Annotated in this window: 8 protein-coding genes; 5 read left to right on the top strand and 3 right to left on the bottom strand. The window is 61.6% G+C overall.

The features are described 5' to 3' along the window. The 5 genes from MN188_RS03725 to lpdA all read left to right on the top strand — a co-directional run bounded on the left by MN188_RS03725 (position 1) and on the right by lpdA (position 8022). On the top strand, positions 1-3273 hold the full coding sequence (locus MN188_RS03725; protein ID WP_242106258.1) for a YhdP family protein: 3273 nt from the start codon (positions 1-3) through the stop codon (positions 3271-3273). 6 nt (positions 3274-3279) lie between these two features. Next, a complete protein-coding gene (gene queA, locus MN188_RS03720; RefSeq protein ID WP_242106257.1) occupies positions 3280-4338 on the top strand; it encodes a tRNA preQ1(34) S-adenosylmethionine ribosyltransferase-isomerase QueA in 1059 nt (352 codons plus the stop codon). 153 nt (positions 4339-4491) lie between these two features. Beyond that, positions 4492-5766 carry an MFS transporter gene (locus MN188_RS03715; protein WP_242106256.1) on the top strand — a complete coding sequence of 425 codons (1275 nt, stop codon included), beginning with the start codon at positions 4492-4494 and terminating at the stop codon, positions 5764-5766. Between the two features lie 74 nt (positions 5767-5840). Next, positions 5841-6416, top strand: coding sequence for a DUF924 family protein (locus MN188_RS03710; RefSeq protein WP_242106255.1), 576 nt, complete (start codon positions 5841-5843; stop codon positions 6414-6416). A gap of 211 nt (positions 6417-6627) precedes the next feature. Further along, positions 6628-8022: a dihydrolipoyl dehydrogenase gene (lpdA, locus tag MN188_RS03705; protein WP_242106254.1), complete on the top strand. Its 1395-nt coding sequence runs from the start codon at positions 6628-6630 to the stop codon at positions 8020-8022. Between the two features lie 73 nt (positions 8023-8095). On the opposite strand, the gene MN188_RS03700 is transcribed toward lpdA, so the two are convergent. The 3 genes from MN188_RS03700 to MN188_RS03690 all read right to left on the bottom strand — a co-directional run bounded on the left by MN188_RS03700 (position 8096) and on the right by MN188_RS03690 (position 12118). Then, entirely contained in the window at positions 8096-8470 is a 375-nt protein-coding gene (locus MN188_RS03700) for a rhodanese-like domain-containing protein (RefSeq protein WP_242106253.1), read from the bottom strand. 109 nt (positions 8471-8579) lie between these two features. After that, complete coding sequence (locus tag MN188_RS03695) at positions 8580-11282, bottom strand: vWA domain-containing protein (RefSeq protein WP_242106252.1); 2703 nt, start codon at positions 11280-11282, stop codon at positions 8580-8582. Between the two features lie 119 nt (positions 11283-11401). Further along, a complete protein-coding gene (locus MN188_RS03690) occupies positions 11402-12118 on the bottom strand; it encodes a hypothetical protein (RefSeq protein WP_242106251.1) in 717 nt (238 codons plus the stop codon). Between the last annotated feature and the right edge of the window lie 323 nt (positions 12119-12441).

Genomic DNA, 12441 nt, shown 5'->3' with positions numbered 1-12441 from the left:
ATGAGCGACACGCCCCCACCAAAACCGAAGCGCCGTATTCGTCGGCTGCATTGGCATCTGGGCTTCTGGATGCTGCTGTCAATCGCCCTGATGGCGTTGTTTCTGGTGCTCAGCTCGATGTCACTGACCGGTCGGGTGATCACGACGCCCGATTGGGTGCGTGACCGGGTGGAAGACCAGCTGAATGCTCGGCTGGGTCATGCGTCGATTTCGTTGGAGCGGGTCGAGCTGGGCGTGACCCCGAAAGGGCGTCCAAACGTGCGTTTCGTCAATGTCGGCATCCGTGACAACACTGGCCTTGAGGTGGCGCAGCTCAACGGGGTCGAGGGCGGGATCAAGCCGGGACCGCTGCTTCGTGGCCGGTTGGAGCCCTCGAAGCTTTATCTGTCCGGCGCACAGGTCACTCTGCGGCGGCGCGCGAACGGGGAGTTCGACCTGAGTTTCGGTCAGGCCGGCGGTGCCTCGGGAGATTTGGCCTCGGTGCTGGACGCGATTGATGGTGTGTTCACCGACGGACCGCTGTCCAAGGCCGACAGTATCGACGCCGATCAGCTGACCATCACGCTTGAGGACGCGCGTTCGGGCCGGTTGTGGCAGGTCACGGACGGACGCCTGCAACTGGAACAGACCGACAAGGTGGTGGACATTACCGTGTCTTTCGATGTGTTCAACCAGACCGAAGAATTGGCGGAAACCGTGTTGGGGTTCCGCTCGGCCAAGGGCTCATCCGAAGCGTCGCTGGGTGCCACCTTTCGCAACGCCGCTGCCGCTGACATCGCCGCGCAATCCCCGGTGCTGGCCTTCCTGGCGGTGGTGGATGCACCGATTTCCGGCGCATTGCGCACGGCAATCGACGCCGAGGGCAATCTGTCGGACCTGGTCGGAACGCTGGAAATCGGCACCGGCGCCCTGTCGCCTGCGCCCGGGGCAAGGCCGGTAAAATTCGATGGCGGCAAAGTCTATCTTGACTATGACCCGATCGCCGACCGGGTCGATTTTACCGAGATTTCGGTGACCTCCGAGCTGGGCATGGCGCGCGGCGAAGGCCATGCCTATCTGCGCGACTATGCCAACGGGTGGCCCGGCAGCCTGCTGGGGCAGTTCACCATCACCCGCGCTCAGCTGAACCCGCGCGGTTGGTTCGAAACGCCGGTGGAGCTGAAGCAGGGTGCTGTGGATTTCCGGCTGAGGCTGGATCCCTTCACCGTTGATATTGGTCAATTGGTGGCCCGCCACCGGGACACCACCTTTCGTGGCAGTGGGGAAATCAGCGCCGACCGCGACGGCTGGTGGCTGGCTCTGGACGCCACCGCAGATCGACTCCAACGCGATCAGGTGCTGGCGCTTTGGCCCACCACATTGTCGCCGAAACCTCGGACCTGGGTGGCCGAAAACGTGATTGCAGGCACGGCGCATGACGCCCATGTGGCGTTTCGCATGGTCCCGGATCAGGCGCCGCATATCTCGGTCGGCGCAGCACTGCAGGGGGCGACCGTGCGCCCGGTCAAGGCGATGGTGCTGATCGAAGACATGTCGGGATACCTGTCGATCGAGGATCAGACCTTCACCGCGGTGGCCGAGGGCGGATATCTGACCGCACCCTCTGGCGACCGGGTGGCGGTGGCCGGCACGAGTTTCACCATACCGCACATGCCCGCGAAACCGACCCCGGCCGTGGCCCGGCTGGCGGTGTCGGGGCCGGTGCGGGGCGTGTTGTCCGTGCTGGACGCCAAACCGTTCGAAATATTCAAGGATGGTGATTTTGGCCCCGACTTGGCGACGGGTCAGGCGGTGGCGACCGGGCGGTTGAACATTGAAATGCAGGAACAGATGGATCCGAAGGACATCCGTTTCGATGTGGTGGCCGAGCTGCATGACCTGCGCTCGGACAAGCTGATCCCGGACCGGGTGCTTGTTGCGCCCAGCGCCAAGGTGCACGTCACCCACGATGGGATCGAGATCAGCGGCGACGGGCGTGTGGGCAGTGTCGCGGCAGGCGGCAGTTGGCGCATGGGAATGGGTGCAAAGGCGGAAGACCGGTCACAGCTGGATGGGTGGGTCGAGCTAAGCCAGACTTTTCTGGACGAATTTAACATCGGCCTGCCCGACGGCACCGTTGCGGGGAAAGGCATCGGTCGGATTACGCTGGACCTTCCCAAATCCGGTGCGCCTGCGTTTCGGTTGCAGTCGGATCTGAACCGCTTGCAGCTGTCAGCCTCGGCGCTTGGCTGGTCGAAACCGGCAAATCTCACCGGTAGTCTTGAGGTCGAAGGCGTGCTGGGTGAGGTCGCACGCATCGACAGGATTGCGTTCGACGCCCCGGGACTGAGCGCAACGGGCAAAGTCGCACTGACCCCCGAGGGACAGCTGGATCGCGCCAGTTTCGATCGCGTGCGCGTGGGAGGTTGGCTGGACGCGCCAGTGGCCTTTGTTGGACGTGGCAAAGACCAAAACGCGGGCATCGTCGTGTCGGGTGGCAGCGCCGACATGCGCCGGGCTGAGTTCAGCTCGGGCGATGGCGGCGGGGGGGGTGATGCGCCGATCAATCTGACGTTGGATCGCCTGACCATCTCGGAAGGCATCGTGTTGACCAGCTTTGACGGGGAGTTCAACCGGCGCGGTGGCTTGAACGGCAAGTTCACGGCTTTGGTCAAAGGTGGCGCGGCCATTCGCGGCGCGTTAGCGCCACAACCCGCAGGCTCGGCCTTTCGCATTACGAGCAAAGACGCGGGTGCGGTGCTGCGCGGTGCGGGCGTCTTCGACACGGCGCGGGGCGGCAATCTTGAGTTGATCCTGACCCCGCGCGAAGGCGAAGGTATCTATGAGGGCGATCTGAAAATCACCGATACCCGCGTGGTCGGCGCACCCGCGATGGCCGAGCTTCTGTCGGCGATTTCGGTTGTTGGCCTCCTGGAGCAACTCGACGGCGACGGACTTGCCTTTGGCACGGTCGATGCCCGGTTTCGTCTGACCCCAACCCTTGTCACGCTGTATCGATCCTCGGCCATTGGTCATTCGCTGGGCATATCGCTGGACGGCTACTATGACCTTCGAAATTCGAACATGGACATGCAGGGGGTCCTGTCGCCGTTCTATATCGTGAATTCGATTGGCCAAGCTTTTACCCGTCGAGGCGAGGGGTTGGTTGGGTTCAATTTTACCCTTAAAGGGTCGCCCGGGGACCCGAAAGTAGGGGTTAACCCGCTTTCCATCCTGACACCGGGCATGTTTCGCGATATCTTCCGCCGCCAACCGCCCAAGCCGCAAGACTGATCTGCCATGAAACTGAGTGACTTCGACTTCGATCTGCCCGATGCGCTGATCGCGACCCGCCCCGCGCGGCCGCGTACTGCCGCGCGGCTTCTGGTGGCAACACCAGAGGCCATGACTGACGGACAGGTGACGGACCTGACCGATTGGTTGCGTCCCGGTGATCGATTGGTGCTGAACGACACAAAAGTGATTCCCGCGCGGCTGTTTGGCACGCGCACCCGGCCAGGTGCTGTCGGGGAAGGGGTGGCGAAGATCGAGGTTACGCTGTTGTCACCCGACACCGACGGGCAATGGCAGGCGCTGGTGAAACCACTGCGCAAGGTGAAAGAGGGCGAAGAGATCGTCTTCTCGCCTGATCTGAGCGCAAAGCTGACCGCGAAGTCGGACGGGCAGGCGGTTCTGGCCTTCAACCTTGAGGGGGCGGCATTTGATGACGCCCTGTCCGTGGCGGGGCAGATGCCGTTGCCACCCTATATTGCCGCCAAACGCGCGGCCGATGCGCAGGACCACGAGGACTACCAGACCGTCTTTGCCGCGCACAGCGGGGCAGTGGCCGCGCCGACCGCATCGCTGCATTTCGACCAGGCGCTTCTGGATGCGCTTGCCGCGAAGGGGGTCGAGATGACCCGCGTGACGCTGCATGTGGGCGCAGGAACTTTTCTGCCGGTAAAGGTCGATGACGTGTCCGCGCACAAGATGCACGCCGAATGGGGCCGGGTAAGCACGCGCGCCGCCGAGGAGATCAACGCGACGAAAGCGGCCGGGGGACGGGTGATTCCGGTGGGCACCACCGCGCTGCGCCTGATTGAAAGCGCAGCCCGCGGGCCCGGTCAGATCGCAGCCTGGACCGGAGAAACCGACATCTTCATCACGCCGGGGTTTACCTTCGACATCGCAGACGGGCTGATGACCAATTTTCACCTGCCGAAATCCACGCTGATGATGCTGGTGTCTGCCCTGATGGGGGTCGAGCGGATGGGCGACGTTTATGACCATGCGATCGCGCAGGGCTATCGCTTTTTTTCCTATGGAGACAGTTCGCTTTTGCTTCCCAACGGGGCGTGATCCAGCGGAATGCGCGTGCCGCGCATGCATGTTTCTTGATGGGCACCCGGCCGCGGGTCGGGTGACGAAACACGACCCCTTGTGGTCGCGATTGAGCGTTTCGCGCGCGCGCCATGTGCTAGCGTGGGTCTCTGAACCGCGCGGAGTGCCCTCATGATCCAAGTTCTTACCCATTCCTGGGCCCTTCTTCTGGGCATGATGCTGCTTATGGTCGGCAACGGCGTGCAGGGCACGCTTCTGGGCATTCGCGGCGGGCTTGAGGGGTTTTCGACCTTCGAGATGTCCGTTGTCATGTCGGGCTATTTCGCGGGTTTCCTGGGTGGGTCGCGCCTGGCCCCCCTGATGATCCGGCGGGTCGGGCATGTGCGGGTCTTCGCGGCTCTCGGCTCGTTCATCTCGGCCGTATTGATCCTCTATCCGTCACTGGCGGATCCCTGGGCCTGGACTGGGTTGCGGGTGATCATCGGCTTTTGTTTCTCGGGCGTCTACGTGACCGCCGAAAGCTGGCTGAACAACGCAGCCTCGAACGAAAACAGGGGCAAAGCGCTGTCGCTGTATCTGATCGTGCAGATGGCGGGCATCATCATCGCGCAGGCGCTGCTCAACCTGGGTGACCCATCCGGCTTTGTCCTGTTCGTCATCCCCTCGGTCCTGGTGTCGATCGCCTTTGCGCCAATTTTGCTGTCGGTCAGCCCCACGCCCGCCTTCGACACCACCAAACCGATGAGCCTGGGCGATTTGTACCGCCTGTCGCCGTTGGGCTGCGTCGGCATCATCGTGCTGGGCGGTGTGTTCTCGGCACAGTTCGGCATGGCTGCCGTGTTCGGGACCGAGATCGGGCTGAGCGTGCGCGAGATTTCGGTCTTCGTGTCGATGATCTATATCGGCGGGCTGGTGTTGCAATATCCGATCGGTTGGATATCGGATCGGATAGACCGGCGCCAGTTGATCCTGGCCGTGACCGGCATCGCGGCCCTGGCATCGCTGCTGCCGATCCTGTGGAACCAGTCCTTTTCGATCCTGCTTCTGGCGGGCTTCTTGATCGGTGGCATGACCAACCCGCTTTATGCGCTTTTGCTGGCCTATGTGAATGACTTTCTGGAGCTGGAGGACATGGCGGCCGCATCTTCGGGGCTGGTGTTTCTGAACGGCATGGGCGCGATTGCCGGACCTGTTGTGACAGGCTGGGCGATGGGCGCGATGGGGCCGATGGGCTTCTTTGCCTATATGGGGCTGCTGCTGCTGGGTCTTCTGGGCTATGGCCTGTGGCGCTCGACCCAGCGTGCCGCCCCTGCAGTGGAGGAAACCGGCGCTTTTGTCACCGTGTCGCCCTCGGCCTCGCCGGTGGCTGTGGACATGGCGCAGGAGGTTTATATCGACACGCAACAGGACGAGATTGACACGGAAACCACATCCTCTGCGCAATGATCATAAAAACGCTTGCGAATATGTGAAACTTTTGTAACGGTTTTTTCGGGGACATTGCGGGCGAGGAGGGTCCAATGTGCAAACCTGAGGACGTACTGAATTTCTGGCTGGACGAGGTCGGACCGGACGGATGGTATGCAGGGGGCGAGACGCTGGACCAGATGGTCCGTGACCGGTTCCTGGACAGCTGGAAGGAGGCCTGCGATGGCGCCTACAGCCTGTGGCTGACCCATCCCAGCGGCGTGTTGGCCTATATCATCCTGATGGACCAGTTTCCGCGCAACATGTTTCGCGGCGAGGGCCGGGCGTTTGCCTCGGACAAGGCCGCCCTTGAGGCCGCGAAATGCGCGGTGAACAAGGGCTGGGACATGAAGATCGACGAGCCCGCGCGGCAGTTCTTTTACCTGCCGATGATGCACAGCGAAAGCCTGTGCGATCAGGATCGCTGCGTGCGGTTGATGCTGACGCGGATGCCGGCGTCCGGTGCGTCCAACTTGCTGCATGCGAAAGTGCATCGCGAGGTGATCCGCCGCTTTGGCCGCTTCCCGTATCGCAATGAGGCTCTGGCCCGCGACACCACAGCCCCCGAGGCGGCTTTCGTCGCGGGGGGCGGATATGGCGCCGTGTTGCAGGAATTGTCGGCGGCCTGACCTTGGGCGCTTGTGATCCGGCGGAATGCGCGTCGCGCATGCTTTATGCTTGATTTGGCGCCCGGTACGGGTGTTCCATACCTCTCGGAACATGTGTTTGCCCCTGGAGGGGGAGCCATTCGCTGCGCACATGGCGGGATTTCCCTTGGGTCATTGATGTGACCGAAAAAATAGTTTAATGCCAAACTATCTTGAAAAAGCGGAGGCGCGCATGTCTGGCAATTCTTTTGATACCATCGTGATCGGGGCTGGCCCCGGTGGCTATGTCGCGGCAATCCGGGCCGCGCAGCTGGGTCAGAAGGTGGCCATCGTCGAGCGTGAGCACCTGGGCGGTATCTGTTTGAACTGGGGTTGCATCCCGACCAAGGCGCTGTTGCGCTCGGCCGAAGTGTTTCACCTGATGCACCGTGCTGCCGAATTCGGGTTGTCGGCCGAGAAGATCGGCTATGACCTGCCTGCGGTCGTGAAACGGTCGCGCGGGGTGGCCGCGCAGCTGTCGGGCGGCATCGGCCACCTGATGAAGAAGAACAAGGTCACCGTGTTCATGGGCGCCGCGACGATCCCTGCCAAGGGCAAAGTCAGCGTGACCACCGACAAGGGGACCGAAGAGCTGGTTGCCAAGAACATCGTGCTGGCCACCGGCGCGCGGGCGCGGGAACTTCCGGGGCTGGAGGCCGACGGGGACCTGGTCTGGACCTACAAGCACGCGCTGAACCCGCCGCGCATGCCGAAGAAGCTTCTGGTCATCGGGTCGGGCGCGATCGGCATCGAATTTGCCAGTTTCTTCAACACGTTGGGCGCCGATGTTACGGTGGTCGAGGTGATGGATCGCGTGCTGCCGGTGGAAGACGCCGAGATCTCGGCCTTTGCCAAAAAGGCGTTCGTGAAACAGGGCATGACGATCATGGAAAAGGCCATGGTCAAGCAGCTGGACCGCGCGAAGGGCAAGGTGACCGCGCATATCGAAACCGGCGGCAAGGTCGAGAAACACGATTTCGACACGGTGATTTCCGCGGTCGGGATCGTCGGCAATGTCGAGGATCTGGGCCTGGAAGCCCTGGGCGTGAAGATCGACCGCACCCATGTGGTGACGGATGAATTCTGCCGCACCGGGGTTGAAGGGCTGTATGCCATCGGCGACATCGCGGGTGCGCCTTGGCTTGCGCACAAGGCCAGCCATGAAGGCGTGATGGTGGCCGAGCTGATCGCCGGGCTACACGCCCATCCGGTGAAACCCGAAAGCATCGCGGGCTGCACTTATTGCCACCCGCAGGTTGCCAGCGTCGGCTACACCGAAGCCAAGGCGAAGGAGCTGGGATACGAAATCAAGGTCGGCCGCTTCCCGTTCATCGGCAACGGCAAGGCAATCGCCTTGGGTGAGGCCGAGGGCATGGTGAAAACCATTTTTGACGCAAAGACGGGCGAGCTTTTGGGCGCGCATATGGTCGGTGCTGAGGTGACCGAGATGATCCAGGGATACGTCATCGGGCGCCAGTTGGAGACCACCGAGGAAGACCTGATGCACACGGTTTTCCCGCATCCGACGATCAGCGAAAGCATGCACGAATCCGTCCTGGATGCCTTCGATCGGGTCATTCACATGTGACGACAAGAATCCGTTATACAACAAAAAAACCCCGCAAGAGATTGCGGGGTTTTTGCGTTGGTACGGGCAGGGATCAGCGGGTGATCTTGCCGCCTGCCATCTGCCAGTGGCCCAGGCCACCGATGTTGTGCACTTCATCGTAGCCCAGGTTCGACAAAACCTGAGCAGCCATTCCCGAGCGCCCCCCCGACGCGCAATAGACCGCGATCGGCTTGTCCGCTGCGAGCAGCTTGTTGAAGTCCGGACCCTTCGGGTCGGCCTGGAAATTCAGAACCGCAAGCGGGATGTGCACGGCGCCTTCGGCTTTACCTGAATTGGCGACCTCGTTGTGGTCGCGCACGTCGATCACGGTAATCTCTCCGGCGGCGGCTTTTGTCACCGCGTCCTGCGGGGTCAGGCGGTTGGCGGGTTGCACACGGGCCGCGCGGCCCATCATGAAATTCAGCATGGTTCTGATCCTTGTCATGCAGGGCCGCAAAGGCCGATTGTGGTCTCCGGTTACCCGGGGTTGCGGCAGATATATTCAATCAGGCGAATATATCAACCCCAAGTCGGATTTACTCCACAATCAGAGGCTGGCGGGCCACAATGCTACGGTCCTGGTTCATGACATAGCGAACCTCATAGGCGCCGGCGCGATCCGGCACCTTGACGATCAAAGGCGACCCATCCGAGGTGCGGGCATAGGTTTCATAGCCCTTGTCGCCCACCAGCGAGATCGCGATGTAGTCGTTCGGGTAATCCGGCCCGCTCCAGGTGACCACAAGGTTTGATCCGGGCGCGGCAGTGCCGGACGCTTCAAGCGTGGCGCCCACCGGATCCACCTGCAGTGGCCGCGTGGCAATCACGCCTCGATCGGTGCCCTGCACGATATAGCGCAGCTCATAAGCGCCGGGGTTACCGGGCACGTCGACGCGCAGCGGACTGCCGTCCCGGGTATAGGTGTATTCCTCATACTCGCTGACCTTCGCGCCCGCTTGCGCAATTGCGATGTAGTCGTTGCGGTAACCTGGGCCGATCCATTCCACCACAAGATCACTGCCGGCTTGGGCATTGTCAGGGGCTGTGAGCGTCGCGGTGACCGGCGCCACGGTGATGGCCCGGCGCGCCAATGCCTTTCGCTCGGTTCCTTGGGTGATATAGCGCAGCTCATATTCCCCCGGCTCAGTCGGCATTTGCAGCATCAGCGGGCTGCCTTCACGGGTATATTCGTAGGCCTCATAGGTGTTGTCGCCGTCTTCAAGTTTCGCCACGGCAATATAGTCGTTCTTGTAGGCGGGGCCGGTCCAGGTGACGGATAGCTCACTGGCCGCAGGGGCCGTGTCAGGGGCCTTCAGGTCTGCGTCCACAGCGGTGACCTGCACTTTGTGGCGCGTGAGGATCCGACGCTCGGATGGCGTCATGACATAGCGCAGCTCATATTCCCCCGGCTCAGTCGGCATCTGCAACCGCAGCGGCGACCCTTCACGCGTATAGGTATAGGCCTCGTATTTCCCCGCCTTTTCACCGGTGGCAGCCACATCAATATAGTCGTTGGCATACGCCGGACCGGTCCAGTTGACGACCAGTTCTTCCCCCGCATGGGCTGTGGCCGGGGCGTCAAGCGTGGCAATGGTGTCTGTTACTTCAATCGGACTGCGCGCCAGAACCGTGCGATCCTGGCTCATGACATATCGCAGCTCATACTGGCCGGGTTGTGCGGGCATGGTCAGGTCCAGTGGGTTGCCATCGCGCACGTAGGAGTAGTTGAAGTATTTTCCATCGCCATCCTCAACCCGCGCCACCGCGACATAGTCGTTTTTCAGCCCCGGTCCTTTCCAGGTGATCTGTGCCTCGGACCCCACCGGCGCGCTTTGCGGACCGGTGACAGAGGTGATGGCATCCACGACCTCAATCGTGGTGCGTGCGGCAACGTGGTTCGACGCGTTCATCACATAGCGGATTTCGTAAATGCCCGGTTCCGGCGGCATTTCCAGCAACAAGGGGCTGCCGTCCCGGGTGTAGCTGTAGTTGACATAGGAGTCGTCACCCTTGGCCGGGTTTGCGACAGACAGGAAATCATTTTTGTAATTCGGTCCGGTCCACCCGACTGGCACATGCGTGCCGATCTCGGCCTGAGCGGGAATGTCAAAACTGATCGACAGCGGCGTGACCTCGATCACCCGTCGCGCCAGCACCTTGTTGCCCCCGGCGCGACGGACATAGCGGATTTCATAGCTGCCCGGCTCGGGCGGCATGCGCACCAGAACCGCGCCGTTTTCGCTGTTCCTGGAGTATTCGTAATGGTGCCAATAACTGCCACTCATGTCCGCGTCGGCACTTGCAAGGTAGTCGTTGTCCTCATCCGGTCCGGTCCACTGCACTGACACCAGAGACCCGGCAGGGGCGGTGTCAGGCGCCATCACCGTGGCGGCGGGGACAAATACGGGCAGGACCAGCGTGACCGTCATCGCCGCAGTATCGACGGTAAACATGGCTTCCGCACTGGCTTCGTCCGACAGACGCAGCACGCTCGCGCGCCCGGTGCCGGGCATCATCGACAGAACAGGTTGGGCGGTGTCGTCGTTTTCGGTCAGGCTGCCCGCCGCATCGGTGCCGATATTCCAGACGATACCGTCCGTGATCGCCACACCTCCGTCGCCATCACGCGCGATGAACGTGACCTCGACCGGCATCGGCTCGCGCTCCGGTTCGGCCATGATCTCCAGCGCGTCCGACAGTTCGTCGGCGTTACTGGCGGTGCGGAATGAGCCGCCGGTTTCCTCGGCCAGGCATTGCAGCTGCGCAAGGGCCGCTGGGTCCGACACGTCAAAGCCGATCACATGAGCGGTAAAGCCGATCCCGGCCTCTTCCAAACGGCGTCCGACTTCACACGGGTCCAGTTCGCAGGTCTCGATCCCGTCCGAGACCAGGATCACGGTCGCCGCCTCTTCGGTGTATTTGAGCGCCTCGGCAGCCTGGATCACGGCGGCAGACAGGGGCGTCTTGCCCTTGGGTTTGATCGCGTTCACCGCCGCCGCAATGGCGCCGCGGTCGGTGCCGGGGTCCAACAATGTTTCGATGTCCGTGCAATCGCCCTTGCGTCGATGGCCATAGGCGGTGAGGCCCAGTTCCTGTTCAGGCGGCAGGGTGGTCAGCAGATCGCCGATCACCTCCTGCGCGATCGTGATCTTTGCGCGCCCGTCAATCTGGCCCCACATCGACCCGGACGCATCCAGCACCAGAATGGCCCGGCTTTGATCCTGAGACCATGCAGCCACAGTCGTCCCTATGCAAAGCACCGCTGCCAACAAAACCTTAAGCATCGAAATTCTCCCGCACGTGGTCATTTTGGTTTCGTCGACCTTAGCAGCGATTGACTGAGTCCCCAACAATCACGTCATGGGGGCGAGGCAGTCAAATATCCGCCGTAAATCGTGTTACTGGTCTGGTTGGCGACGAAAATCCGATGACGAAACTGCCAGGGCGTTGGGCTCCAGGGGGTGTCCTGATGATATGGCGTGTGGGTGTAATATCCATTCTCATCCACCGCCCATTCCGGCAGGTCCTCGCTTGGAATGCACAATTGCGCACCGGTGTAAGGATGATTGACCATGTCAAAGGCCAGTGCGTGGCCCCCGTTTTGAACGTCCGATGAAAAGGCCGGAGGCGCGCCCGGTGCCGGGGCCGTTGCAATCACGTTTCCGAACGGATCAATCACCACGATCTCGTTGTTCGTGGCATCCAGAAACGTCCAGCTGAACGGAGAGGCCGTTAACCCACGGATCACCCGACCGGGATAGGTTCGTTCACCAAGTTTGACCCCGTTCATCCCCATCAATTCAAGCGTATCGTGTGCGCCGCGTGCCATGAAAAACCCGTTGGTTGCAAACGCGCCGGGCAGGAAGACATTTGTCGTTACTGCCAGGTCAACCTCACGTTGGACCGTGCCACTCAAGGGGTCGATGGCGATGACCGTTTCCCGGTCTTCGTCACCGCTGCCGCAATACAAAAGCCCATCAAGCGGGTTGAAGCCCATGCCACCGATCGAGTGACGCTGAGGCGGTGTCGGGTGTTGCAGGTGAATGCGCCCTTCGCACATATCAAGAAGATACAAGGTATCAGCGCCGGGCGTTTGCGTCAGAAATGCCAAAAACGGGTCACCTTCGGGTGTTTGGCAAACACTCATGGCACTGCCGCCGCCAAAGTCAGGTTCTGGAAAGCTGAATGATTGGGTTTCGTGAAATGTCAGCGATGCTGGCATGAGAATCTCCCTTTTCAATGATTTTGCAGCCAGAAAACGGTGCGGCTGCCCTTGAACCATAGGGGATCATGACGCCTCGGGTCCAGTTCGGGGCCGGTTGCGCGGAAAACCGGCAAAATCTGCGCGTGTTCCGCGCAAGGGTTCCGCCTTTGTTCTCATTTTTCGATTGGCGAAAC

It is taken from the genome of Aliiroseovarius subalbicans (genome assembly GCF_022678625.1).
In the GTDB taxonomy this organism is placed as follows: domain Bacteria; phylum Pseudomonadota; class Alphaproteobacteria; order Rhodobacterales; family Rhodobacteraceae; genus Aliiroseovarius_A; species Aliiroseovarius_A subalbicans.
This window is presented reverse-complemented; position numbering and strand designations above follow the sequence as displayed.

Coding starts and splice junctions, on each gene's coding strand:
- MN188_RS03725 (WP_242106258.1), top strand. CDS start 1: ATGAGCGACACGCCCCCACCAAAACCGAAGCGCCGTATTCGTCGGCTG.
- queA (WP_242106257.1), top strand. CDS start 3,280: ATGAAACTGAGTGACTTCGACTTCGATCTGCCCGATGCGCTGATCGCG.
- MN188_RS03715 (WP_242106256.1), top strand. CDS start 4,492: ATGATCCAAGTTCTTACCCATTCCTGGGCCCTTCTTCTGGGCATGATG.
- MN188_RS03710 (WP_242106255.1), top strand. CDS start 5,841: ATGTGCAAACCTGAGGACGTACTGAATTTCTGGCTGGACGAGGTCGGA.
- lpdA (WP_242106254.1), top strand. CDS start 6,628: ATGTCTGGCAATTCTTTTGATACCATCGTGATCGGGGCTGGCCCCGGT.
- MN188_RS03700 (WP_242106253.1), bottom strand. CDS start 8,470: ATGCTGAATTTCATGATGGGCCGCGCGGCCCGTGTGCAACCCGCCAAC.